17 protein-coding genes and 3 pseudogenes are annotated in these 24,831 nt (G+C 60.1%); 9 read left to right on the top strand and 11 right to left on the bottom strand.

The window, feature by feature from the left end:
* Positions 1-474 precede the first annotated feature (474 nt).
* Positions 475-765 (bottom strand): hypothetical protein, encoded by a 291-nt coding sequence (locus tag ACSKB9_RS15225; RefSeq protein WP_438074098.1) that lies wholly within the window; start codon positions 763-765, stop codon positions 475-477.
* Positions 766-841: 76 nt separating this feature from the next.
* Positions 842-1,147 (bottom strand): hypothetical protein, encoded by a 306-nt coding sequence (locus ACSKB9_RS15220; protein ID WP_438074097.1) that lies wholly within the window; start codon positions 1,145-1,147, stop codon positions 842-844.
* Positions 1,148-2,159: 1,012 nt separating this feature from the next.
* On the opposite strand from ACSKB9_RS15220, the pseudogene ACSKB9_RS15215 reads away from it, so the two are divergent.
* From ACSKB9_RS15215 to ACSKB9_RS15190, 6 genes and pseudogenes are all read left to right on the top strand, one after another.
* A pseudogene (locus ACSKB9_RS15215) lies at positions 2,160-3,004 on the top strand (carbohydrate ABC transporter permease).
* A 17-nt stretch (positions 3,005-3,021) separates the two neighbouring features.
* On the top strand, positions 3,022-3,540 hold the full coding sequence (locus ACSKB9_RS15210; protein ID WP_438074096.1) for an extracellular solute-binding protein: 519 nt from the start codon (positions 3,022-3,024) through the stop codon (positions 3,538-3,540).
* On the top strand, positions 3,537-4,286 hold the full coding sequence (locus tag ACSKB9_RS15205; RefSeq protein WP_438074095.1) for an extracellular solute-binding protein: 750 nt from the start codon (positions 3,537-3,539) through the stop codon (positions 4,284-4,286). Before ACSKB9_RS15210 ends, ACSKB9_RS15205 begins: the two co-directional genes overlap by 4 nt.
* 98 nt (positions 4,287-4,384) lie before the next feature.
* Positions 4,385-7,102, top strand: a complete 2,718-nt coding sequence (locus tag ACSKB9_RS15200) for a CehA/McbA family metallohydrolase (protein WP_438074094.1) — start codon at positions 4,385-4,387, stop codon at positions 7,100-7,102.
* 650 nt (positions 7,103-7,752) lie between these two features.
* Positions 7,753-8,295 (top strand): hypothetical protein, encoded by a 543-nt coding sequence (locus tag ACSKB9_RS15195; protein WP_438074093.1) that lies wholly within the window; start codon positions 7,753-7,755, stop codon positions 8,293-8,295.
* Between the two features lie 171 nt (positions 8,296-8,466).
* On the top strand, positions 8,467-9,549 hold the full coding sequence (locus ACSKB9_RS15190) for a PLP-dependent aminotransferase family protein (RefSeq protein WP_438074092.1): 1,083 nt from the start codon (positions 8,467-8,469) through the stop codon (positions 9,547-9,549).
* Positions 9,550-9,876: 327 nt separating this feature from the next.
* Here the strand turns inward: ACSKB9_RS15190 and ACSKB9_RS15185 are convergent, their stop codons facing one another.
* The 5 genes and pseudogenes from ACSKB9_RS15185 to ACSKB9_RS15165 all read right to left on the bottom strand — a co-directional run bounded on the left by ACSKB9_RS15185 (position 9,877) and on the right by ACSKB9_RS15165 (position 13,898).
* Entirely contained in the window at positions 9,877-10,722 is an 846-nt protein-coding gene (locus ACSKB9_RS15185; protein ID WP_438074091.1) for a hypothetical protein, read from the bottom strand.
* 40 nt (positions 10,723-10,762) lie between these two features.
* Positions 10,763-11,671: an AAA family ATPase gene (locus tag ACSKB9_RS15180; RefSeq protein WP_438074090.1), complete on the bottom strand. Its 909-nt coding sequence runs from the start codon at positions 11,669-11,671 to the stop codon at positions 10,763-10,765.
* Between the two features lie 74 nt (positions 11,672-11,745).
* Positions 11,746-12,102 carry a restriction endonuclease gene (locus ACSKB9_RS15175; protein WP_438074089.1) on the bottom strand — a complete coding sequence of 119 codons (357 nt, stop codon included), beginning with the start codon at positions 12,100-12,102 and terminating at the stop codon, positions 11,746-11,748.
* Positions 12,103-12,105: 3 nt separating this feature from the next.
* Positions 12,106-13,327, bottom strand: a pseudogene (locus ACSKB9_RS15170) (type II toxin-antitoxin system HipA family toxin).
* Positions 13,320-13,898, bottom strand: a complete 579-nt coding sequence (locus tag ACSKB9_RS15165) for a helix-turn-helix domain-containing protein (RefSeq protein WP_438074088.1) — start codon at positions 13,896-13,898, stop codon at positions 13,320-13,322. Before ACSKB9_RS15165 ends, ACSKB9_RS15170 begins: the two are co-directional and overlap by 8 nt.
* Before the next feature lie 439 nt (positions 13,899-14,337).
* On the opposite strand from ACSKB9_RS15165, the pseudogene ACSKB9_RS15160 reads away from it, so the two are divergent.
* Positions 14,338-14,514 (top strand): annotated as a pseudogene (locus ACSKB9_RS15160) (phage tail tip lysozyme); the annotation flags it as partial.
* 615 nt (positions 14,515-15,129) lie between these two features.
* On the opposite strand, the gene ACSKB9_RS15155 reads toward ACSKB9_RS15160, so the two are convergent.
* Complete coding sequence (locus ACSKB9_RS15155) at positions 15,130-16,683, bottom strand: carbohydrate porin (protein ID WP_438074087.1); 1,554 nt, start codon at positions 16,681-16,683, stop codon at positions 15,130-15,132.
* 1,252 nt (positions 16,684-17,935) lie between these two features.
* Here ACSKB9_RS15155 and nodU point away from each other — a divergent pair.
* The gene (gene nodU / locus ACSKB9_RS15150; RefSeq protein ID WP_438074086.1) at positions 17,936-19,621 is read left to right on the top strand and encodes a nodulation protein NodU; all 1,686 of its coding nucleotides are present in this window, start codon (positions 17,936-17,938) and stop codon (positions 19,619-19,621) included.
* A gap of 234 nt (positions 19,622-19,855) precedes the next feature.
* Here the strand turns inward: nodU and ACSKB9_RS15145 are convergent, their stop codons facing one another.
* Positions 19,856-20,662, bottom strand: coding sequence for a class I SAM-dependent methyltransferase (locus tag ACSKB9_RS15145; RefSeq protein WP_438074085.1), 807 nt, complete (start codon positions 20,660-20,662; stop codon positions 19,856-19,858).
* A 771-nt stretch (positions 20,663-21,433) separates the two neighbouring features.
* Here ACSKB9_RS15145 and ACSKB9_RS15140 point away from each other — a divergent pair.
* Entirely contained in the window at positions 21,434-22,792 is a 1,359-nt protein-coding gene (locus ACSKB9_RS15140) for an LLM class flavin-dependent oxidoreductase (protein WP_438074084.1), read from the top strand.
* An 88-nt stretch (positions 22,793-22,880) separates the two neighbouring features.
* Here ACSKB9_RS15140 and ACSKB9_RS15135 read toward each other — a convergent pair whose 3' ends face one another.
* Both ACSKB9_RS15135 and ACSKB9_RS15130 read right to left on the bottom strand, forming a co-directional pair.
* Positions 22,881-23,561 carry a class I SAM-dependent methyltransferase gene (locus ACSKB9_RS15135; RefSeq protein WP_438074083.1) on the bottom strand — a complete coding sequence of 227 codons (681 nt, stop codon included), beginning with the start codon at positions 23,559-23,561 and terminating at the stop codon, positions 22,881-22,883.
* Between the two features lie 160 nt (positions 23,562-23,721).
* Complete coding sequence (locus ACSKB9_RS15130; RefSeq protein WP_438074082.1) at positions 23,722-24,819, bottom strand: aminotransferase class I/II-fold pyridoxal phosphate-dependent enzyme; 1,098 nt, start codon at positions 24,817-24,819, stop codon at positions 23,722-23,724.
* Positions 24,820-24,831: the final 12 nt, after the last annotated feature.

The raw sequence follows: 24,831 nt of genomic DNA, 5'->3' as shown, positions 1-24,831 counted from the left end.
GCACAGACCTTTCTTAACCAAAAGGAAATCGGGTTTCCGACAGGCGCACCATGCCGTTCTTCCTGAGGAAGGCGTTACCTGGATTGTACCCAAAGCTAGCCGTATTGAGACTTTCGCCACATGCGCCGCGCGATCTCGTGCTCTTCGGCGCCGACGACATCGAGATAAACCGCCGTGCTCCGAAGCGAAGCGTGGCCGAGCCAGCGTTGAAGCAGTGTAAGGGGCACCCCGCTCGCACGGCCCCGACACCGAAGCCATGCCGCAGCCCCTTCGGCACGGCCTGGGCCCCGACGATGCCGGCCCGCACAATTACGATCTTCACGATGCGCCAAGCGGTCGTACGGCTCCCCCAGAGCCGCTTGGTCGCGATCTCCTCATCGCTCTGGGCGACCTTCAGCCTGAAGACGCGCACAAGATCTGTGATGAGCCATGGTGGGACGGGGACTTGTCGGACGATCCCATGCTTCCGTCGTTTCAGCGTGACAATGCTGATGACACCGCTCTCTTGGATGCTACCAGGATTGCAGGAATCTGAGCCGATGTCGCGGGAGCCTTCAGAAAGAACACAGTGTTTCCGAAGGAGCCCGGTTCCTCGTCCGGAAAGCCCTCGATCCCGACGATATCTTCACCGCGAGAGGGCCAATGCTCCATCCTTTTCGGCTCGCGCGCAAGTCGCCTGTAAAAATGAAACGCGTCGCTGTGAGCGGCGGTGCTCATCTTTACGTCGCTGATCGGAATCTGTGGTGGCACAAAATCGTTGGTCATTCGAGTATTTCAGGTTTGTCGGCAATCAACCGCCATGCCCAGGTATCATGCTGGCCATGCCGCTCAGTGGCACGGCTCAAGCTGCCAGCTTAATCGCGGCGGTGATCGCGGTTACTTCTTCCGATAGGGCATCGTAGACGCGATCGAGAATCCTGCCGTATCCTGCGCCTTCTTCTCCGGCTTTGATGTCAAAACGCTTCAGTTCCTCTTGCAACTCTCGATGTTGGTCACTTGCTTTGTGAGCTTTCAGTATCCGAACGTCATGCAGTGCAAAAAGATGGGCAACCGGCTGTCCAGGAGTTTCGTCTTTCGACAGACGATCCCATAGCGATGCGCCGTCCTTCTCCAAAGTGAAGCCTGTTGTCCGGGCAAGTTCAGCCATGCATACAACGGTCCAGAAGCTTGAGCGTCGGGAAATCTTTGATGTTATTCGCCGGGGCGCCCATGGCTTCCAAGATTTTTCGGAGGGGCCGTTGACTCAGGCCCTCGATTACCAGCTTTTCGAGATTGAGGCATCTGTGGAGGAAAGTATCAGCGGACATCGACAGCGGGGCATTCCGTCAGGTCGGTTCGGCAACTTCGGATGTCCACCAACCAGAATAGTCCAACGCAGCCCGTCGCAATCCGACAAACTGTTTCGGTGAGATGTTGAGGTCGAAAGTCCGCGCCAGAGTCGAAAGTGCTTCCCCAACTCGACCATAGCGTACGTCACAGCTTTCGCCCGTTTGGCAATACTTATCGTGTTCAACGCGATCCGTCCTTGGCCGAAACATGGGCGCGCAGCTGCGCATTTGTGCCAGTGACGAACGACCGCGGCCGGGGCTCTCTCGTAGAGCTTCTTTACTTCTAACCGGATGGCATTTCGAAAAATGCGATCACAATGACCGATGCTCAATTGCGTGCCGTGGGAAACAGAGCCGCTCTCGGGGAAGATGCTAAATGCGGGTTGCGCTTCGTAAGCCGACAGCACCGAGTCATCAACATAGACGTAGTCATTAATACCGAGACCCGGGCAATCTCGTTGGTTCACAGGCGTTCATAACCCGGGCGGCCGATGTCGCCAGGACGAATGCCGGATCTGCCATCTAAAAGTTCTCCACTGTTGAAAAACGATGGTCGGTCCGCGAGGAATCGCATTTTCGCAACAAGAGATCGACTTATTCGATGTCAGTCATCCACTTGTAGCAATTCAGGTGTGTGTGCTCACGCACGACGGCGTCGGGTTCAATCGAGACGAGGAGCCGTGCACCGCAGGCGTTTGACAATCAGGTGATGGCTATGGCTGCGCATGTATTGAGAGTATCAGAACAAGCGAGGAATGCCGTTGTCCTCGCTGTCCTCGTGATGCTCGTCATGAACAAGGTCTGCGCCATGGGCAGCGCGGTGCCCAGCCGATGAGCGGCATCACATCCACCGGTCACCTGCCGCCGGGTGCCGCAGTGTTTCGGCATGCCGTGCTGCTTGCCACCAGTGCGGTGATGCTCGCCCCCTTCGTGTGGATGGTATCGCTCTCGATCAAGCCGCCAGGCGAAATCTTCCGCGCGTCGTTCTGGCCAGCGCAATTCTATGGCGTCGAGAATTACACGAGGGCGCTCACCGAGGCGCCGCTGCCGCGCTATATGGGCAACGGCCTGATCGTCTGTGCCCTCATCCTGTCGCTCCAGATTATCGTTTGCGCCCCTTGCGCATATGCGCTCGCCAAGCTTCGCTTTTCGGCCGCGACCTGCTGTTCGGCATGGTGATGATCGGTCTGCTCCTGCCGCAACAGGTGCTCTCCTTGCCGCTCTTCATCCTCGGCTACCAGCTCGGCATCCTCAACACCTACGCGGCGCTCATCTTTCCTTACGCGGTCTCGCCCTTCGGCATCTTCCTGTTCCGGCAGTTCTTCAGGACAGTTCCCGATGACGTGGTCCACGCCGCGCGGCTCGATGGTCTCTCCGAGCTGGCCATCGTCTGGAAGATCATGGTGCCGATGGCGCTGCCGGCGATCATCGCCTTCTCGATCTTTTCGGTCGTCGGTCACTGGAACGATCTTTTCTGGCCACTGATCGCGGTGCGCGACCAGTCGCTGATGCCGCCGCCGCTGGGCATCATGGCCTTCAGGAACGGGGAGGCGGGCAATGACTACGGTCCCCTTATGGCCGCATCCAGTCTCGTCGTGATGCCCCTTGTCATCGCCTTTCTTGCTGCCCAGCGCTGGTTCGTCGAAGGGCTGACCGGCGGCGCGGTCAAACAATAAGCCAACGGAGTCGATCGATGTTTCTTTCACGCAGGGCTTTCCTGTCGACGGCAACCGCTGCGGCCGCAACACCGATCCTGGGTGTCAGCGCGCAGCCGCAGACGACAATCCGGGTTTCATTTGCGTCAGCCCCTGCCAAAGGCCTGTACCAGACACTCGCGCAGCGCTTCATGGAGGCGCATCCCGATATCAGGGTCATCCTTGATGGTCCCGCCGTCGACTACGACGGCCTCGTCCAGCAGACGTTGCGGCAGAACATCACGAAGCAACTGCCCGACGTTTCTCACCAGGGTCTGAACCAGATCCGCCCTCTGGCCGATCGCGGGATTGCCGTGCCGCTCGATCGCTTCATCGCGGGTGATCCGGCCTGGAAGACGATCGGCGTTCCCGAAGCCATGACGTCGCTTGCGCGCTACGGCGGGAAAACCTGTGCCCTGCCGTTCGCGATTTCCGTTCCTGTGCTCTTCTACAACACGGATCTCGTGAGGAAGGCCGGTGGTGATCCCAACAACCTGCCCGGGACTGGGATGGCGTGATCGCGCTTGGCAAAAAGATCGGCGCCCTGGGGGAGGGCACGGGCGGCCTCTATGTCGAATACACCAACAACGGCTGGTCGTTCCAGACGCTGGTGGGCGCCTTTGGCGGCCGCATGATGAGCGAGGACGAGAAGCAGATCGCGTTCGACGGGCCGGCGGGCCTTCAGGCGCTGCAATTGTTGCAGCGTCTCGCAAGGGAAGGTCAGCCGGCGTTCAATACAGAACAGGCCCGCCAGGCATTCCGGGCGGGAACGCTCGAGATCCTGTTCACCGCAAGCAGCCTGCTGACCGGCTTTCAGCAGTCGGCGACCGGCAATTTCGAACTGAAGGTTGGATCATTGCCGGTTTCTTCGATGACCGACAGGCTTCCGGCCGGCGGCAATGGCATGGTCATGCTGACCGATGATCCCGACAGGCAGAAGGCGTGCTGGGAATATATGAAGTTCGCAGCAGGGCCTGCCGGTCAGACCATCATGGTCGAGGCGACGGGTTACGTGCCGGTGAGCCTTGCGGCGATCAACGATCCCGCGGGACTCGGCAAGTTCTTCGACAAGCATCCCGAACATCGTGTCGCCAGCGAGCGCATTGCGATGATGACAGGCTGGTTCTCGTTTCCGGGCGAGAACAACTCCAGGATCATCAAGACCATTGAGGATCACTGCTACCTCGTGGTCGCGCAGAAGCAGGATCCGGCCACGGCGCTTTCGAGCCTCAGGAAAGACGTCGATGCGCTGCTGCCACACTGAGGAAGTCCGGTGCGGTGTCCCGCGCCTCGTTGCTGATCTGCGCTGTTACCCGACGGCCGCCTCTCTTACCGGCAATCGATCCTGCGACAGGGAACGAGATGAAGCCTGTTCAGCCTGACGTTGGCCCCTCCGCGATGCAAACCGTTCGTCGTTTTGTCCCCGTCGATCTGGGCACATACGCGAATGCGGGACCGCAACAGGCCGCTGACGGCGCGTGGCGCTGGAGCGAGCAGGGGCCGGCCGTGCGGCAATGGCCGTCCGGTGACCCTTCCGGCCTGGACGGCTTTCTGGTCGGGCATCAGTTTTTCCATGGCATCCCGTTTGACCTCATCGATCCCCGGGTCAATAGCGGGCGCTGCTGGCTTGCATTGACCAGCCGGGCAGATCTCCTCACGCCGCAGGCAACCATCCATTTACCCGAACCGCGGCGCGCTGCCGCCATTCTGGTCGCTCATTTCACGGACCTCGAGCAGTCGAACGCAAAGACCGGCGAACTGCTGGCAATCTATACGATTGTGTTCGCCGACGGCGGACGCGCGCCAGTTCCGGTGCGGCGGCGATTTGAAATCGCGGGGCGACAGGCGACAATCGGTACGCAAGGTTATGCCGCATTGCCTCATGCCTGGTACCAGCCGGTGCACGCTCCTTCAGAACGCCAGGACATGCCGCTCGACAGCCGTGCCCGCTTCACCGGTATCACGACCGGGCCAGCGGGCAGCCGCCAGACCTACTGGTTGATGACGCTCGAAAATCCCTCGCCGATGAAAGAGATCGTCGCGATCGAGTTGACTGCCCGTCATGCCGATGTGGTGCTCGTCGCAGGCATCACTGTCGCGACGGAATCGGCCGATCCGCTACGCCGCGGGCCCCGGCAAGGCGTGATCATCGACCTCGCCGCATTGGCCGATACGAAGATCGAGGAGGCATGTCCGGATGACTACGAGCGGGGCCTCGGATTTGTCCCGGTCAGCGGTTCGACGTGCCGGGATCTGGCTCTGGCCGTGGACCTGGGGACAGTTACCCATTGCTCGGTCCTGCCGTCGCAATCAATCGGCGAGTGGCTGGCTGCTCCCGTCAAGGGATGGGGAGCGCCGGTGCCGAAAGAGCCGGGCTCGCTGATCCACGCACAGATTGTGGCGGCGCAACAAGCCCATCTGCTCCTCCGCAAGGGGACTTCGCTCCTCAGGTTTCGCTGGCAGGATATTCTCGAGAACAGGTCTCCGATCAAGCTGGCTGCTCGCGATTGGGTCCGGATCTCGGTGCGGGTGGTCGATGCCGCCGACGGAAAGGAGCTGCCTTCACGTGTTCATTTCCGCGGCCAGCACGGCGAGTATTTGCCGCCGCTCGCTCATGCGGCCTTTGTCGACGATGCCTGGGGCCAGAACGTCGGGGGCGACCTCAGGCTCGGCAGCATGAATTATGCCTACGTTCCCGGCCGTTTCGAAATCATGCTGCCGGTCGGGAAAATCGCCGCGGAAATCGTTCACGGCTTCGAATACAAGGTCATCCGCACAGCTCTCGAGATTCAAAAGGAGCAAACCGAACTGCTCTTCGAACTCGAGCGGTGGAGCGATATCCGCCGGCGCGGCTGGTATTGCGGCGATGTCCATGTCCATTTTCTTGATCCCGTGACAGCCGGGCTGGAAAGCGCGGCGGAAGACGTCAACGTCACCAACCTGCTGGCGGCTCAATGGGGGCGCGCCTTTACAGGTGTCGGCCATGGCATTGCCCGGGAATATGACAATGGCTCACGCGATCGAATAGTGCGCATCGACAGCGAAAACCGTCATCACATGATGGGCGACGTCTTTTTGCTGAACCTCAAGGATCCGGTCCTGCCGCTGTCGAGTGGCGGGGCGGAACGGGACGAGATCGGCGGTTGGGAGGACGTCAGCCTGGTTGACTGGTGCGCGGCCTGCAAAATGCAGGGCGGCCTCGTGTTCAACCAGCTCACTCCCACGCCGCATGCGGAGGCGACTGCAGCCATCGCGCTGGGCCTGATCGACGCCGTGGAAGTCAGATGGTTCAACTTCGATTTCACGGCCCATCTCCATATCGACGGTAGTTGGGGAGAGACGCCGTTCGATTGTCCTGGCGTCGGGCAATGGTACACCTACCTCAATGCGGGCTATCGCTTGCCTGCTGTCGGGGGCACCGACAAGATGTCCAACGGCACCGCGCTGGGCGCGCTGCGCACCTACGCCTTCCTCGGCGATGGCGCGCAATTCGATTACGGCAGATGGTGTACCGCCATCGCGCGCGGACATACGTTTGTCTCCACCGGCCCGATGCTCGAACTGCGCGTCGACGGGAAGATGCCTGGGGAAGAGATTCAGCTGGCCGAGGGAGGCGGGCAACTGCGTATCAGGGCGCAAGCCCGCTCGTCCCAGCCCTTTGAAATCATCGACCTCGTACAGAATGGTCAGGTCATCGCCAGCGCAAAGGCAGGTGCTGACGGGCTGGCGGCTAGCCTGGATGCAACAGTGACCATCGATCACAGCTCATGGCTCGCGGCGCGTTGTTTCGGCCGCGGCAGGTTGCACACACAACACCCCATCGACATCGGTGCCCATACGTCGGCCGTCTACGTCGTCGTCGGCAACCGTCGTCAAGGCTCGACAAGGGATGCAAGCGAGTTGCTCACGATGTTGGAAGGAGGCGCAGCCTACCTGGAGAAGCTTGCCGTTTGGCGCAGCGATCCCCAGCGCCGGCGTCATTTGGCTCGCCTTGATGAAGGGCGGCAGGCGATCCTGCGCGATCACCCGCTGGCACGTCCGCACTGGATGGCCCCGGCCGGCGAGACAGCGGATGACTGATGCCGAAAGCGCGATCGCATCATTCAGCGCAAGAACAGGGATGGCGTTAGCCCATGGCCCTGGTGCAGCCGCAGGGATGCATTCATGACCCTGTCCGGACCTGAACAAAACGCGGCGGGGCGCTCGTCGCCGTTCGGCCGCGAAAACCTCGTCGCGAATGCCGCGGGCGAGTTCCTGGTGCACGCCCGTCTTGAAGCCGGGGGCCCCGTCGTGCTTTTCCTGCCGGGAGGAGCTCACCTGGCCCGCGTGGCCTATGGGCATCCCGGAGCGCGCCGGGAAGATTTTCTGGACTACCATCTTCAGGCCTTTGGATTGGCTCTGCTCGCCGTCTCCTATCCGAGCAGTCATCCGGTGTTTTCCAGGCCCGATCGCTTCATGACGCTGTCGAGGTGGGCGGCGGGCGTGGCGGACGTCACAGCAAACATGGTCGGCACGCGGCCCGTGCTGGTGGCCGGTTGGAGCATGGCTGGCAAGGGCGTATTGCGCCTCCACCGCGCCCTGAAGCAGCGCGGTGTTCTCATGACCGGCTTTGTGTCGCTTTGCGCGCGTCCGCCCTGGCCGGGCCTCTCGCCACGCCTTGCGGAGGGCGAGCCGGTCACCGCAGATGGTCTGTCGAATCCAGCCTGTACCACTGCAGCACGATCGCCGGTGTGGAGGAGGTCAATCGGCTGGCCGGCCGCACGGTCATCAGCTTGGAAACACACGGCATCCACTATCACGGCGAGGGCCCGCTCATGCTTCGCGGCGAGATCGATCGTTTGGATGTGGATGGCCGGTTCACCAGCCTTGAAGCCGCCCTGGCAAACTCGCAGGCCTTCACCTTCGAACAGGCGCCGCTGTGCGCGACGATTTCGCCCACGGCGTCCTCCGACGCTGAGCACGCTTTGGCTGACGCCGCGATATGGAGCGCGATTGGTCTGATGGGGCTGCTGCGCAACCATCTCGCAGGAACAGATCTCACGCGGCTGCCGCCGGAGAGCTGGGCGCGGCTGCGTGCCCTGGCCGGGGCGTGGCCGAAGGTCATGAACCGTACCGTCGAGGGAGGGCACTTTTTCTTTGTCGGCGAAACCGGCGCACGTGCAACCGCCAGAGCACTGGCGGACCTCAACAGCCAACTGACAGCCGTGACGGACGAACTGCGGGCCTTCAGGGATCTCAAGCCGTTGCCAGCAGCGGAGGACCCGCATGGCTAACCTCGGCTGAAAGGGTCGGAAGACAAGCATTGTTCAATGCTGTTTCGAGATGCGTGGTCCGATCCTCAGGGCTGACCGCCGGCCAGGTAACTCCGGCAACTCTTTTCGCCTCATTCGTCAATACCGCTGGTCATCGTGGCGGTCGCAATTCAAGCGTGAGAAACATGAATTATGATTGATTTTCGGCGCATTACGTCTCCCAAAATACCAGGAGCGGATGAATACCTGAGAAGAACGCTGCTGTCGCTGGCAAGCCGATGGGACGGTGCGGACGAAATGCGTCATCATCGACGTCTCGGCAGCACGGACGATCTAATTGCGGCGCAAAAACTCCTCGCGCGGGGCAACAGGGGTCGCATTCCGATCGACAGGCTATTTCTGGCGAACGGCACCTGGAATGTGTTGCTGATCCTTCTCGAGACCCTGGTTGGTCGGGGCAACTCGATCGCGGTCGAGGCCTCTACCTACTCCCAGGTACGCGACGCGGCGCAGATCCTTGGAATTGGCCTTGTCCCGATCCTGCTGGACGCCCACGGGCTGATTCCCGAAGCGTTTGACAAGGCCTGTCATGTTCACCGGCCGAGGCTCCTCTATTGTGTGCCGAACGCCCAGAATCCGACCGCTTGCACGATTCCGGCGGGCAGGCGCGCACAGATCGCGGAAATCGCGCGCCGGCATGACGTCGTGATCCTCGAGGACGATCCGCAGGGCCTCGTTCGCGAGGATTTCCCACCAGGCTTTTCCGATATTGCGCCTGATATTTCATGGACAGTAATGGGATTGTCGAAATGCTTCTTCGTCGGTACGCGGATCGCGTATGTTGTCGCACCCGACAGGGCTGCCATCGAGCAGGTCATGTCGCGCTTCGGCGCGATGGCGATGTGGTACGCCTCCGTTCCTTCTGCTGCGATCGCGACCCGCGCCATTCTGGAGGGCGCAGCTGACGACCTGCTTCGAGCGATACGCCTCGAAGCGACATGGCGACGAGATCTCGCGGCGAAGTTGATGCCCGGCGTCTCTCCGTCCTGCGTTGGCGCATTGCATGTCTGGTTGAAGAGCGATGTCCTTTCAGGGGATCAACTGGTCGAGCGCGCCCGAATGGAGGGCATACTGGTGCGAAGTGGTTCCGAATTCGCAGTCGAAAAGCCGAACTGTTTGGACGGAATCCGAGTGTCTCTTGCCGATGTTTCGCGTCAATCGTTAGAGGAAGGTCTTGCTCGCCTTGCACGAATAATGGGCACCGTGCCGGTGTAACGTCGCTCTCGGGTATGTGGCCGCTCGCAAGTCTCCAGCTCGTTTTGACCACGACGTGATCAGCAGTCGCATTGAGCGGCGCTGCGCTACGAGAATTGCCACTTTTGGCGCGAGATCGTCACGTTGGTTTTCCGGCTTAAAAGCGTTGTCAGCAGGCCATCTTAGGCCTGCTGCACGCCACAAACGGCGTCGGCATTCGATTCAGGTCTACCGCGTGCCGGAAGCCGATGATGAAAGCGGCCACCAAGCAGGATATTCGGAATCAAAGGAGAGCCGAGCCAACAAGAAGCGTTCGCTACCCGTGTAGGAGCGGAAGAAAAAGGCTTCTCAGTGCCTTGTCGTCGAATACGTCGCCTTCCTGTGGCTTGCTGCCACCAAACGACGGTGAACTGGAGACATCGGTTTCTTCCCGAGCTTGACAATGCGCTCCTCGACCTTCTTCAAGGCGATCGATACCACTTGGGAGGACATGTTGACGCGCTTCGAGAGCTTGCGGACCGTATCAATATGTTCGTTGAAGGTCGACTCCGAATCCATATCCTCGACGACAGATCCAACGTTCTCGATCTCGTTTCTTATCGCATCATCATGCGCGCGGAAGAGGCGGTCGGTAAGAAGGTGGCGCCATTCGTCGACGGCATCGGATATCTTCTCCAGTTCGTCAGGGGGCATGGGCGATTCGAGCATCGAGATGGCTGCCGTCTCGAGATAGTCGGCCATTTCGACGGCCCTCGGAACGCCACCGAAAGAGTCGCCGTCTCTCAGCTTGGCGATCAGTTCGATTGCCTCATCGCCGTCGCGCCATGAACCCAAGCCGTCGACCGGCGAACGCGCCAGGACGAGCGCGATGTCCGAGAAACGGGTATTTTCGGTTGCCAACCACCAATGTATCAGTAACCAGATGCGATCGGTATTCGACAGCCCCCGAGCATGGCGCGTGGGGCCGTAATGTCCACGAACCACCGTCCATGTCGGTTCCGTAGCGAATCGTTCCGCCGCGTCGATGAACGCAACGCCGAGCTTGCTTTGGGAAGTATCCGACGGACTTCGACGCGCGCCGAATCTCCAGACGGCCTGCGCCCAGTCGGTCTGACGCGCGCCGCGGGCAATCTCGAGCAGGAGGGTCTCGTCCTCGAGATACCCTGTGAGATAGTCCCGCAGGGAAGGATTCACGAAATCGACCTGCGTGCCTCGTATCGTGACGAAGTCCCCTCTAGCACCCGCAGGGATTCTTCAAAATCCTTCGGTCCGTGGCTCTCGCCGTACTTGGCGCAGAGTATCGGATGCATTCCGTCGTAGGACTCCCGCAGCTCATCGATGCTGACGCCGTATGCGAGCCGAAGAAGAGTGCGATGAGCAGATGCTGCCGGGTCTTCGAGATGTGACTGCGGAAGGCGATGTCCCACAATTGACCTGGATGATCGAGGGCGTGCAGGAACGAGGCCGGATAGTCCTCGGCTGCAATCTCTTCGATGCGGCTGATACCGGTCATCCATTCCACGATGCGGGGATTGTAGTTCTTGTGGTCGACGATCTTCGCGATGTCGCCTGCGACGAGTGCCGCTATGTGGCCTGCAGGCGTTTCCGCGGCCAGAAGATGGTTGTAGATGATGCGCGCTTTGATGCGCCGCGTGTACGCCCCTACGTCGAGGACGTACCGGCTTACGTCCAGACGCCGGTCCGCGAGATATTCTGAGACCTGGCGTGCCTCTGCGAGTATGTATGCCCTCGTCGTGAGGACGAACCGGGCGTTCGGCGACTTGCGGACCCGCTTGATGAATCTGGCGAGTTCGGAGTCCTTATGGGCCAGCGCATGACGATCCAACGCCACCTTGCCCAGGAAGTCGTCGAAGAGAAATATCTGCTTTCCCTTATCCTCGATTGCGGCCAATCCGTCTTCGAGGCTCCTGATGGCGATAAGTTCCCAGCCCTCGGCCAGGTACGCATAGCATAGCATTTCCGCCAGGGTGGTTTTGCCGACGCCGGGCGGGCCGGATATGATGACCACATGGTTGGCCTCCAGCGTGTCGCGCGCGCCGTCGAAACCCGGATTCGAAGCATAGATCCGGACCTTGGATTCGATCTCCTCCTTTGTGATCCTGTTGTGGGCCGCCGACCGCACGACCCCGGTCGAGCACGGCGGCGTCGGACAGCCAGAGCTTGATGTGAGACTTGACTGTTTGCGGAGCAGGGCGTTCAGATCGCCCGGCCCCAGAATGTCGTCCAGAGCGACGGGCCTATCGCCTCCGCGAGTTTCGATTTGTTCTTCGGCGTGAGGGGGCACGATGTCGCCAGAATGTAGCGGCCGGGAGCCAAGCCTTCGATGGCGCTTCGCTCACGCTTCATCTGCGACTTGAGCGAGGCGTAGGAGGATCTTCCGTAGTGCTTCGCCTGTAGGATCGTGGCAGCGCCTCCTCGCGCATGGCGTCCATCCATGCCTCCGTCGGGACCGGCCGCGAAGGCCTCGAATCTAACGCTGAATTCCCGTCCAACGAGATCCCGAACCAGATCCTCGAAGTCCGCCGGCGAAAGGTTTCCGAAATCGTAGACCACGACTCAAAGCTCGTTGTAAATCCGGATCGAAGCGGCGTGCGCGTCGACGACTTCGACGACTTTCTTTTCCAACGGGAGATCTGCCTTGCGCTCGGCCCACATCTTCTTGAAGCGTCGGACGGTTTCCGCAGCCGTATCGATGGCGAGCTTCTCCGAGATCTTTGCCTTCGCCGCCAGATGTTTCAGCTCGTCTACGGAGAATTCCACCATCTTCTTCGTGCGCGAATAATTCAGCGCCATCTTGTCGTCGGCGATGTACGGTATGGTCGACAGCAGATCGTAGGCGGGCGACAGGACCGGCGTCCGGCGGTCGGGATAGATCAGCGACCAATTCTTCAAATGCATGTCGGCGTTGCCGATCAGCGTGCTGAACACGAGGCGTCGGACAAACTCGGCGATGCCGGCCTCGCCGGTCTCGATGCCCAGGACACGCGCGATGTTCCGATAGTTAGCCTTGTCGTACTTTTCGTCCGGGAACACGCCGAATACCTGCGCAAAGTCCTCCATGTGGACCGGTCCGTCGGCCGTGCGGTCGAACCGCTTGATGGCGAGCGCCCGTCCTTTCAGCTCGCCGATGCCGTCCGGAAGTCCCTTGATCGCCCCGACATCGATTAGTTGGAGCTCGGGCACTTCCATACCCATGTCCTTCGCCAAGCTCATCATCGAGTATTCGTTCTCGGGCACGCCCGGGTACTGATGGGACGGCAGTTTGACGATCCACGAACCGCCGACGCCCTCGACCGGAATGGTTAGTCCGCCGTTCTTCGAATCATTCTTGAGCGCGGAGAACTTCAGCTGCACGCCCGCGAGTGAGAAGCGCAGCATGTTCTGCCGTTCGTCCTGCGTGAGATCCTCCTCGACTTGGGGAGGCAATGCCTCCCCCTCCGTTGGATGGACCGACAGGGCACCCGGAAGGTCACGGCCCAGCATCCATAGGAGAAAGAACTCGCGCTTTTCCTTCACCCCCGCACGCTCAGCGAGGTAGCGACGCAGCGAGCCTTCCGGCAAAAGATTGGAAAAGAAGGGGAAGGACTTGCTGATAAGGTTTGAATGAGGTGAGCAGGTTTCCAAATGAATCCTTGAAGGACAGACTTAAAGTTGGGCGGGCGGGGTCGTCGATGTAGTTCTGATTGAACGCGAGCAACGACCGGTCGCCCGGCACGAGCGTGAGTGTTGCGACCGGGATGTTGTATAGGCGTACGTCCAGGACCGATACGTCAGGCATCGTCATCCTCGTCGTCGAGAGCGTAGGCAGGGCGGGGGGCCTCCACCGGGTGTGCGATCCGGTTGCGTAGACCCTGCAATACTCCTGCGGAGTTTTCCAACACAGGCTTGGGTATCGGTTCGGAGTGATAGCTTCGCAATGTGTCGACGACGTCGTTGACGAGGGCCAGGTCGTTCTTTGAAAGATGGACCTGCTTCAAGAAGCGAAAGTATTCAGCGATGCGGTCGAGTGGCGCGGAGCTACCGTGGCGCTTCTTCTGCCTAGCAACGAGGCGTTCGGCCTTCGCGAAGAGGTCCGACAGTCCCTCCTCAAGGGAGAAGTCGTTCGCGTTCGAGCGCAGTATGCCCTCTACCGCGGGGAGCAGCTTCTTGGGTACGAGCACGATTTCGAGGTCGAGTGCCCGAACCATCTGGATGAAGCTCGAGAGGCCCGGTTCGAGACGACCGGTCTCGATCTGGGAGATGTGCGCCTGGGTCAAACCCGATCGGACTGCTAGAGCGCGTTGGCTCATGTGTTGTTGCGTGCGTTTCGCCTGAACTGTCCGGACCAGCTCTTCGCTAGAATACGACATGATCTACTATCCTAATCAAGACGACGATTCTAATAATAATAATGTATCATGTCGAATTCAAGTCCGATAATGATTATTATCAAGTTCTATCTTTGATAATGATAAATATATCGTCGTAGTGGAGCAAAAGCGTCAACGAAATGAGCCGCTTAGGCGGCGCCCCTGCCGTGGCGATCAGGCTTTGAAGCCCGGTAGTGTCCCAGTTTAAATCACAGGCACTTCCGCTAAAGACGAAACTCGTCAAGCCAGCACCGGAATGCTGGTGACATGTGGACGTGGACCGCGATTGACACCGCCTCGAAACGGGTCGGCTGATCCTGCCCGCTTGATCATTTCCGTCACCGGCAAGGTACCGGTGCGGACAGCCTTGCCTGGACCAAGTCGTAACTTGCCGGAGTTCGTGTCCTGGTGACGTGATCGGCAAGATCGTTACCGGCGAGAGCAGGCAGCGGGCATCGTCGGCAACCTCAATCATGCGTCCGGTGGATTCTCCATTGTGCAAGAGAAGATTCCGACCGGTGGAGGTCGCGGTGGTTTCGGCTGGGCGAGGCGGACTGGATCGCGGCGCCGTGATTACGAAGCGTGGTGTAAAGCTAACGGCATCGTCCCGGCTTTCGACGAGGCAAGCCAGGGCTCCCTGAATGCTCGCACGAGCAGGCGAGCTACGCAATTCAAGATACGCCGATGGTAGCGAAACACTATGGGCGCTTCTTACCACACGATTAGTCGGCAATTGCCTCGCATACTGAATCGCTTCGTGAGGCATCCTCGGCGGCTTATCGGGTTAGGTTGAACGCTTGGTTGCAATCCGCGGAATAGCTGCAATTACGCGAGCCATCGCCTGGATCGAAACGTCTCCATAATCCTCGCCGGCAAACGCCCCAAGGGGATTGCAGCTTCATCTTGCCTGTGCTCCGAACGTATCGGGAGCATTGACTCGATAGACCGCGATAGCTCGGGTAATGAGGGAAAGCCACACGCATCAGCAGCGATCACCACGTTGTGCGGGACGCGCTGCGATTTCAGACCCGCTCCGACCGACACGTCGGAAACCGCGATAAGCGATGTCGTATTGCAGCTCTTGGTCACTTGAGCTACTCGATTACGTTCCGGCATCGCCGCTGTCGTTCGTATTCCCGCACTTACCACACGGATTCGGCAGCACATCCTTGAACGGGGCGCTGCCGCGCGATCCTCTTGATTGGCCGCGCCCCGTCTGAGCGGCAGTTGTCTAGAAGAAGATGTTCGTGGACACGGAGAAATTCAAAGCATGTCCGATCTGCGGGGTGTAGGTGATGCTGGTTGGATTGTTTATGTAGGTCAGTCCTATGCTCGTATAAACTCCCGGCGCAAGATGCGCGGTGTAGGTGGCCGCGATCGCCTTGCTGTCCCAATGCACGAGCTTGCCTTTCGCCAGCGCCGCGTCCACGGCCAGGTTGCTCCACACCGTGTCGGTCGCGACGATGGAAATCTGGTCGGTCGGCCGCCAGTCGAAAGGTCCGTTCACGTAAAAGCGGAGCTCGTAGTACTGGCTGACCGTATTCAGATCGGGCGGGGCTCCCATGACCGAGAATCCGCCGTAGATGCCGCGTGATGGCGAGTCCTGGACATTGGTCTGCCAAAACTGCCTGTCCGCGGCGATGTAATAGAAGGTGTTCGGATCGGTTCTCTGCTGATTTGGAAGCGCCAGACTTTTGTAGCTGCTGGTGTTGTAACCTGCGCCCGCCCTCAGCCAGGTCTGCGGCGAACCCGGAGCGGCCTTGTTCAGATAGCCGGTTTCATCGAGATAGAGAACGCCGGCATGCGTCGTGCTCCAGTTCAGGCCCGTGGGGTTTTCCGTAATTTGGGTGAAAAGGCCGTCGGGACTGTCGGCGCGCTGGAAAGACACCTTGGTGTATAGGTGGTCATCGAAATTGTACTTCAGGTTGAGAGCCGGAGTCGGCGCCGGGGCGGCGCTCAGGCCGCCCTGGAAAAGTATGCTCGACGATGGACCGAAAATATTCGAGCCGGCATTCCCGCCGACCACGGTGCCGGCGAATTCGTGTGAATTCCTGAGGTAGCCGACCTTGAGTTCGAGCTTTCGGTCCCAGAAAGTCTGATAGTAGGAAATCGTATTGATGCCTAGTCGATCAGGCCCGCCGGGTTGCCACGTCCAGGATTGCTCCTCGGCACCAACGATGATCTGGCCATCAGGAATGCCGTATCGGCTGAGATCATAGGTGACCCACATATAGTTGACGGTGTTGAACGTGGGATTTTGTCCATTGTAGAGCTGGTTGGCGATGGTGCTCTTGGCTGCATTTGGCAGCAGATTGTTTGTGTAGGTGACCTGTGACCACAAGAGGTACCCGATACCGACTTCAGCCAGCGCAGATCTCACGCCTCCCGCATCCTGGACGACCGTATCGGCCGGACCGGGTATGCTGACGACCAATCCCTTTTCGCGAAGGTTTTCGAATTTCGCGAACGGGTTGGGCTTTTTTTGAATCATGTAAGCGGCGGCTTCGTTTGCTGCCCGCTTTTCGACGGGGGGCCGCGATCGCGCCGCGATGTCTGCGTGCCGTGCCTTTACCTTCTTCCGGCGATGGTCTGCTGCTGGAACTGACGCCCGTTTCTGCTCAAGAGATCCTGTCCCGGCCTCATCCCGAGGAGTGCTTCTTGTGTCCTGAACGCCGGCTGCGTGTGCCGGCAACACGGTGCCGGCAATCCATGCCGCTGTCGACAGCGCTACGACAAGGCTGCCCTGTCTTGTGATTGCCCGAAGCAGGACATCGTCTGCGGCCACGTACAGCGGCTCGCTGCGATACCCGTGCCCAACACATGTGCCCCCGGCACGGCTTTTGATCTCAACTCGCATCATACCCCCGAACAGGATGGATCCCTGGCGGGGGATCCATCGCATCCGGAGCGATACAAATGGATGACTATAATCGACTAATTAGATGCGAACTCTGGAAGATGCGATGGCTCGGAGCGCCCATGATAACTGACCGCGGGCACCTGTCCTGATGCAGTCAGTGCGTTCTGACCGTGATCATTGTCTGCACGCGAGCTGAGCAGATGCGACGATTTTCGACGTCCAGACCTGAGTGCGATCTCGAGTTCGACAAACAGGCTTTCGCTAAAGCCTGCACGTCGGCTGGTATTCCCCGGTTGGTATTCAGGGAGTATGCCAGGGCGCGTTCGGCGCCTCGTGGAGCCGACACACTGGCTAACTGAGCCTTTCCAGTGACCGCTCCCTCGTTAATCGCGGCGAAGCTCGCGCTTGTCTGTCGAGCCAGGCCGCCAGCAAAGACGAAGTGGAAGCCGCCGCTTGAGAGCAGTCCGATAGGCGCAGGCAAGCCGGTGCACGCAGGCCACCTTGCGAGCTATTGGACCATAGACGAAAGGGACAGGCTCTGCTCCGGGCCGAGCCGCGGCTCAGCCTCCATATTCGGTTCGCAAATCCTCGACGCACGTCCAAGCTCAAGCAGGGGAGGTCTCCGATCGCTCGATGGCCGCTCCGCGGAACGGATTTGCTCAACATTGTTCGTGACACGCTGGGCGTCATCGGTCGGCGATGGTGGCTTTGACCAACAGCATTCGACAGCGGAGCGTTGGAATAGTCGTCAGACCTCGCCCATCTCTGTTCGTAATCGACCTTCCTCATGTCTGAAGTCCGCCAAGATATCTCGGCGCGGCAGCGGGGAGCCATGTAACTGGTGGCAATTCCATTGGCCCGCAGATGGCCTGCATACTGCATCCCCGCTCCCTGGGGCCGACGAGCAAACCGTGCCTTCGTCTGGGACAGGCACATGCCGGGTGGTCCAATGATGCCGACGCGTTTGAAGAACAATGCGTCCGCAGGTTCGTGAGCAGCTCATGAGAGCGGACGTGAATTGCCACCGGAGTGGACGTGAAATGATCCGCAGCGATCGAGCCATGCTCAACCAGGGACAGGCGCCGGCATGCGGTGCGTGGTCGCGACAACAAACGGGACCTGCCTGATCGTCGATTTCGAGTTTCCACGATGGGTGCAGCAATAGGATGGAGATACGATGCGCATCTGCGGCATCAAATTGACACACGACGGAGCGATTGCGCTGATAGAGGACGGGCGCCTTGTTTTTTGTATCGAACAGGAAAAGCGGAGCAACAATCCTCGCTATCAGCATATTGTCGATCTGGATGAAATCGTCGTCGCTCTGGCCGGGCAGGGTCTTGGTCCGAAGGATGTCGATGAATTCGTGATCGACGGTTGGCCAGGAGACGTTGAGACGCGCTTCGACGTCGTCAGCCGTGGCAAGCCTGTAACCCTCAAAGGGGCGCCCTATCTCGAGCCGCACGCCAGCGGTTTGCTCGCTGGGTACGATGGCTCCGGCCTGATGCTCGCGGGCAATGCCCTGCCTTACAGAAGCTATCCACATGTAACGGGGCATCTGGCCTCAGCATACTGTACGAGCCCGTTTGCGAAGGCGGGACAAGCCGCACTCTGCCTCCTGTGGGACGGCGGGATACCTCCACGCCTTTATCATGTGGAGCGCGGACAGGCCCGCTTCGTTGAATCCCTGTTTCCGGTGATCGGGCATGCCTATGTGGTGGCGGGTCACAAGTTTGGTCCGTACAAGAGGCCAAATCGCTCCGGAGGAGGAGACCGGAGCATCGCCGGCAAGGTCATGGCCTACATCGCACTCGGGTCCGTCGATGAAGCTGTCGTTGCGGTGTTCCAGGAGCTCTACAAGGAGCGTCTAGCGATAGACGGGAGGCTCGGCCGCAACTATCCCGGCGACGTCAAGAGCATCGACCACGCGCTCACGGGTTTGCATGATTTTTTCGAAGCATCCATGGCAAGGCTGAAGGATTGTCCGCCTGAAGACGTGCTTGCATCCTTTCACGTTTTCCTTGAGCGTATGCTGGTGCGGGAGATGGACGCCGCCCTGCAGCGACACTCGTATCTGGCAGGAACACGGAATTTGTGTATCGCCGGCGGCTGTGGCCTCAACATCAAATGGAACACGGCGCTCCGCCGGTCAGCGCTGTTCGATACTGTCTGGGTGCCGCCGTTTCCGAACGACAGCGGTTCGGCAATCGGCAGCGCCTGTTCCGCATGGGCCGTGGACAAGGGGTTCACCCCGATTGAGTGGTCCGTCTATAGCGGCCCGGATCTGCAGCACGGTGATAAGCCGCCTGGATGGGAGGCCTCGCCCTGCAGCATGCATGAACTTGCGATGGTCCTGGCGGACAACCACCCGGTGGTCTTCCTCACCGGCCGTGCGGAGCTTGGACCGAGGGCGTTGGGGGGACGAAGTATCCTTGCTGCCGCGACCTCCGCGGGCATGAAGGATCATCTCAATGGCATCAAGCGTCGGGAACATTTCCGGCCTGTGGCACCGATCTGCCTCGAAGATCGGGCGCCGGAATACTTCAGCCCCGGAATGCCGGACCGCTACATGCTTTTCGAGCACCATACGCGGGATGAACAGCGGAACAGAATCCCTGCCGTCGTGCATCTCGACGGGTCAGCTCGATTGCAGACGGTGCCGCGGGACTCCAGGCACGATGTCGCCCGGCTTCTCATCGCGTATGAACGGCTTACCGGCCTTCCACTGCTCTGCAATACGAGTGCCAATCATCGGGGATGCGGCTTCTTTCCCGACGTCGCAGCTGCCTGTGAGTGGGGACAGGTCGAACACATCTGGAGTGAAGGGCTGCTGTGGACCAAAACTCCGGCAGCAAGCAACTAGACTTCATCGCGAATCCGCTTTTGTTTCGGGCCAGGCGACCGGGCCGGCGAGGATCAAGTCAATACTGACTGCCGGCGTCGCCATGATGATGTGCAACTGGTCAGGACGCGCATTGGAACGGCGTGATATCGAGGCTGGCGCCGATGCCGATTGAAGCTCCAGACAGTCTCGCTTACCCGTCGGAAGCGCGCGTCTCGGGCCTTACGCCATACTGGTCGAGGCGGGGGCCGCAGTTCAAAGACCTGTCTCTTTGCCTCGGTACCCGATCAACGTCGTGATGTGACCCCGGTCCATAAAAGAACCCGCCGGCGAGTACGACAACAACAATTGACGAATGCGCGTCAAAAAACCTTCGCGACGCGGCCCCAGCGTACCTGGCGCAGCCATCGCCGTGGAGGAGAGCCAGCCAAGAAGGTCATCGATAGTCCAGTGATATCGGTAATAGTGCCGAAGTTCGGTGATTTCATTGAAGTCGGAAGCGGCAAGGACTTCCCGGTGAGATTGCGCCAGCAATGGCCGCACGCCGCCGGGGCCAGCGGGCAGGCTGCCGCCCCAGAAGTCCGTAATGTCCTTCACCATCGCGTCGTACCATTCTGATGGTTCGGAATGCTCTCGCACGCGATCGATGATCGCGACACATCCATCGAGTTTGAGGATTTGCGACAGCTTGGTCAGTACCGCAGCACGGTCCATCCAGTGGAACGCGAGAGCGACGGTTGTCAGGTCGAACGTCGAGGCTGGCAGTTGCAGAGTTTCGGACGTCGATACGATGAAGTCCAGATTGCTGACTCCAAGCGTCGTCGCCATTCGCTTGCCTTCCTCGACCATCTCGCTGCTGGGATCGACGGAAAACACGTGCGCTACGGATCGGGTCAAGGGAAGGCCAATCTGTCCAGTGCCGGCACCAAGATCGAGCACGCGACTGCTGGTCGTGAGCCGGCAAAGCCGGACCAGTGATCTGAAAACATCCTCCGGGTAGGGTACGGCGTGCCGCGCGTAGTATGGCGCGGCACCGCTGAATATCTCACTTGCTACAAGCATGATTGGCCTCCGCACCTTTGCCCTGGCCGTTCACGCGCTGCCCCACGGTCAGCCGGGGGCGGTCTGTCGATAGGGGACAAGTTCAGCACCGCAATCCTCCATGTCGATATCACGCGTTGCCGTAAAGCGCGGCCGTGGGGAGGGCTCGCTGCTGATGATCCTGGCCCTCCCCTGAAAAGGTGCGGATCATCCCCGCGCTCCTGGCGGCTGCACGAGGCTGCTGCCGAAGTCGGGGCCGCACAGGCTCGTCCTGCAGGTTACATGCGGGGAATCGCGTTTCTGCGAACCGAGCGTTGAAGGCGTACGGAGCTCCCTTGGCCCGATGGATCCATCGAGACTTGCCACGCCTTGCGAGCCGCATCAATCGCTCAATGCCGGCAGTTGACTGCGGGCCGAATCTTCCGGTCGCCCGCGCTGAATGCCACTTTCGCTCAGCGCTGCGCCCGTTCGGTTCGCCGCGCCTTATCGGGCCCGCAAACGCTGGTTCGCTGTTCGGGCGGACGGCACGCGGTCTCAGATCGCCGGGTCAGAAGTCCGCACTGCCACAGAGCAATGGCCAGGAGAGTGCTGTTGGCTTCAGCCGAGCGAACGGTCACGCCTCCCAGTTTTGGGGGGGGCGATTTCCCTGTTTGCCCTCAATTTGCACGATCAGTCCTGTGCCCTGTCCGGACTCGAAAGCGAACCGGATGACCGCGGCCGGCGCCGGCCTGCGGTTCGAATGAAAGCGGCCAGGCGCCGCCGACGGTGTCTGCCCCAAAAGTGGAGACGAGCATGCCGCGCAACAGCGAAATGAAGCTGGGGCTGTTTCTGAATCAGGCGGGATATCACGAGGGCGCGTGGCGCGACCCGGACGTGCCCGCAAATGGCGGGGTCGATATCGACCACTACGCACATCTGGCCCGGATCGCGGAAGATGCCGCGTTTCACTTCATATTCCTCGCCGATACGCCGAGCGTGATGGAGCCGGACCAGGCGGCGATAGCCCGTGCCGGCCGGAACGACAGTTTCGAGCCGATCACATTGCTGTCGTCGCTCTCGTCGAGAACCCGAAATATCGGTCTCGTCGCGACTGCGACAACCACGTACCAGCAGCCTTATCATCTTGCGCGCATGCTCGCGTCGCTCGACCACCTGTCGGCGGGACGCGCAGCCTGGAACATCGTTACCTCGGGCCACGAGTTCGAAGCGGGCAATTTCGGCCAGGAGGACCTTTTGGATCATGAAATCCGCTACGCGCGCGCGAGAGAGTTCGTCGAGGTGGTCAAGGGGCTTTGGGATACCTGGGAAGACGACGCCTTCGTTCGCGACAAGAAGACGGGCATTTACGTCGATACGACCAGGCTGCACCAGTTGAATCACCGCGGCCCGTTTCTCTCGGTCAGGGGACCATTGAACGTCGCAAGGCCGCCGCAAGGCTATCCCGTGCTGGTCCAGGCCGGCGCGTCGGACGCCGGTATATCGTTTGCGGCAGAGTTCGCCGAGGTCGTATTTACCGCGCAGCCATTGCTGGAAGGAGGAAAGGAATTCTACGCGACGCTCCGAACTAAGGCTCGGGCGCTCGGCCGGGAAGATGATGAGGTGTTGATCATGCCGGGACTTCTCCCGATCGTCGGAAAAACAACGCAGGATGCCGCAGAAATCCTCAGACGGTTGCAAGAATATACGCACATCGATGCCCGGATGGGGCTCGCCCACCGCGTCCTGGGCTCGGTCATGGACCTGCGCACGATAGATCTTGATGCCAGAGTGCCAGATGCTTTGCCGCGGACAAATCTGGTCCAAAGTCGACAGCAGTTGCTCCTCGAGGTCGCGGCAAGGCGGAATATGACCTGGCGACAGCTGATCAGCTTCATATCCGACGGCAAAGGCCACCTGATGGTGTTGGGAACGCCGGACGAAATTGCAGACGTCATGATAGAGTTCCTGGATCATGATGCGGCCGATGGCTTCAATGTGATGCCCGCGACCGTTCCTGGCGGACTCAAGGACTTCGTCGAGCTTGTCGTTCCCGAATTGCGCAGACGAGGAAGATTCAGGTCCGGCTATTCCGGACTGACGCTCAGGGAGAATATCGGTTTGAAGCGGCCGCCCAACCGCTACGTGCATGCAAAGTGGAAGCGGCTGTCCTGAGCGCGACTGAAATCTTCACGCGCGGACCCGTCAGCGTTCCGGTTGCCTTCATCTGGAGCGCTAGCCGGGGAATAGGTCCCGCCTGTGATCAGGGTCTATATCCGAGCAAGGTCGTGATATACCCTTGTTCCAAGAACGAGCCTGACGGCGAACAAGACAGCAACGATCCACGCATACGCTCCGTAAATTCGTCACGACGACGTCCGAGAGTGCAGGGAGCGCCCGCGGACGTCGAATAAAGATACCCAAGAAGATCATCGATGTGCCATTCGTGTTCGTAGTAGTGACGTAGTTCCGTGATCTCGGTGAACGCGGAAACATCGAGCACCTGGCGGTGCGACACGGCCATCTGCCGTAACGTACCTGGACCGGCCGGAAAGCTCCCTCCCCAGAACTCCTGCATCTCTTTCCACATCGCGATGGTCCATCCATCAGGTCTGGATCCGCAGCGCTCCCGGTCTATGATGGCAACGCACCCGCCCCGCTCGAGCATCCGACACAGCTTTGCCAGCACGATCTCTCGCTCCATCCAATGAAACGAACTTGCGATCGTCGCGATGCGGAACGTCGACGCCCGCTCGGGCAGATCTTCGGACCGTGACAGGACAAACTCGATATTCGTGAGCCCATTTTCCCGTGCCATCCGACGCCCCTCCTCGATCATTTCATCGTTCGGATCGACGGACACGACACCCGCGATCGAACGGGCCAGCGGAATGCTGATCTGTCCGGTCCCCGAGCCGAGGTCGATCGCGCGAACTCTTGTCATCGAGGCGGCAGACGCGAAGCAATGACCGGAACAGGTCCGCGGGATAACCGAGCCTGTGTCGTGCGTAGTAGGGCGCCGCGCCGCGAAACAGTTCACTGGCTGCCGTCATGCCGCGTCTTTCCCTCGTCTTCGACCGATGAAGTGGCGTCACCGGAGTTCTTCAGGCGGATATGATCCTGGCCAGAACGGTCAGACCGCGTCGCAGGTCGTCCTCATCTCGCGTTTCGCAATATGATATCCGAAGTCCCTGCATCGCTTCGGTCAGTGCCGGCTCTGCCGCGAATTGGATGCCTGGACGGACGAGCACGCCTGCCGCGAGAGCCTCGGACGCTAGGTCGCTGGCGTTCGATCGCGTCGGGAGCCAGACGTGGAGTCCCAGCGGTCCGCTGGCGAGATCGGGCCTTTGCAGGACGTCTGCCGCGATCGCCCGGCGCGACGCCGCGATCTGCCGGATCCTCGTCGTTGCGTCGTGCGCCGTTCCGTTCGCGATAAAGGCCTGGGCAAGTTCGGCCTGTAATGCAGCCACGAACCACATCGACATCTTGCCGTACTTGTCCATCAAAGCGTCAGCATCCTGTGCTCGCGGAGCCATCAGGAACGCCACTCGCATTCCCATCACGACCGTCTTGGCCAGCCCCATCACATACCAGGTGAGCTCCGGAACAAGAGTGGCGATTGGAGGGCCCGGATTTTCCACCATCAGCGCTTGTGCTTCATCTTCGATGATCAGGACGTTATACCGTCGCGCGATCGCGGCGATCGCGATACGCCTTTCGGCTGACATCACGGTCGCTGTCGGATTCTGCAAGGTTGGAATTGTGTAGAGAACCTTGTTCGTGTTGATCGTGCGGCAAGAATCCTCGAACGCGTCCGGCTTCAATCCTCCCGGATCCATCGGTAACCCCCTGATATTGAAGCCGAGGATCCGGGAGAGAGCCTGCATGTTGGGGTACGTCATCTCTTCGGTAAGCAACGTGCCGCTTTTGGTCACGAGTTGATTTAGCAGCAGGAAGAGCACGTTCAGCGTGCCGTTGGTAACGATCATCCGGTCGATGTCGGGTACGAAACCCAGCCGACGGGAAATCCATTCGGCGCCGGCTCGCCGATCTTGTTCGGTTCCTCGTGGCCGGTTGGTTCTTAGAAGCCCTCCGGCGTCCTTGCGGTGAATTCGTTCGTCCATGCTGCTTGCCAGTGACGCTTCCAGGTTCGCAACGATCGGCGGGACCGCTCGTGACAGGTCGATAACGTCCTTACGCATGGATGCCTCCTG

Source organism: Bradyrhizobium sp. BR 1433, assembly GCF_051547665.1.
Taxonomy (GTDB): Bacteria; Pseudomonadota; Alphaproteobacteria; order Rhizobiales; family Xanthobacteraceae; genus Bradyrhizobium; species Bradyrhizobium australafricanum.
Note: the sequence above shows the minus strand (reverse complement) of the source record. Positions and strands in the feature narration are given on the sequence as shown.

Coding starts and splice junctions, on each gene's coding strand:
- ACSKB9_RS15190 (WP_438074092.1), top strand. CDS start 8,467: ATGATTGATTTTCGGCGCATTACGTCTCCCAAAATACCAGGAGCGGAT.
- ACSKB9_RS15200 (WP_438074094.1), top strand. CDS start 4,385: ATGAAGCCTGTTCAGCCTGACGTTGGCCCCTCCGCGATGCAAACCGTT.
- ACSKB9_RS15220 (WP_438074097.1), bottom strand. CDS start 1,147: ATGGCTGAACTTGCCCGGACAACAGGCTTCACTTTGGAGAAGGACGGC.
- ACSKB9_RS15210 (WP_438074096.1), top strand. CDS start 3,022: ATGTTTCTTTCACGCAGGGCTTTCCTGTCGACGGCAACCGCTGCGGCC.
- ACSKB9_RS15225 (WP_438074098.1), bottom strand. CDS start 765: ATGACCAACGATTTTGTGCCACCACAGATTCCGATCAGCGACGTAAAG.
- ACSKB9_RS15165 (WP_438074088.1), bottom strand. CDS start 13,898: ATGTCGTATTCTAGCGAAGAGCTGGTCCGGACAGTTCAGGCGAAACGC.
- nodU (WP_438074086.1), top strand. CDS start 17,936: ATGCGCATCTGCGGCATCAAATTGACACACGACGGAGCGATTGCGCTG.
- ACSKB9_RS15135 (WP_438074083.1), bottom strand. CDS start 23,561: ATGACAAGAGTTCGCGCGATCGACCTCGGCTCGGGGACCGGACAGATC.
- ACSKB9_RS15130 (WP_438074082.1), bottom strand. CDS start 24,819: ATGCGTAAGGACGTTATCGACCTGTCACGAGCGGTCCCGCCGATCGTT.
- ACSKB9_RS15140 (WP_438074084.1), top strand. CDS start 21,434: ATGCCGCGCAACAGCGAAATGAAGCTGGGGCTGTTTCTGAATCAGGCG.
- ACSKB9_RS15145 (WP_438074085.1), bottom strand. CDS start 20,662: ATGCTTGTAGCAAGTGAGATATTCAGCGGTGCCGCGCCATACTACGCG.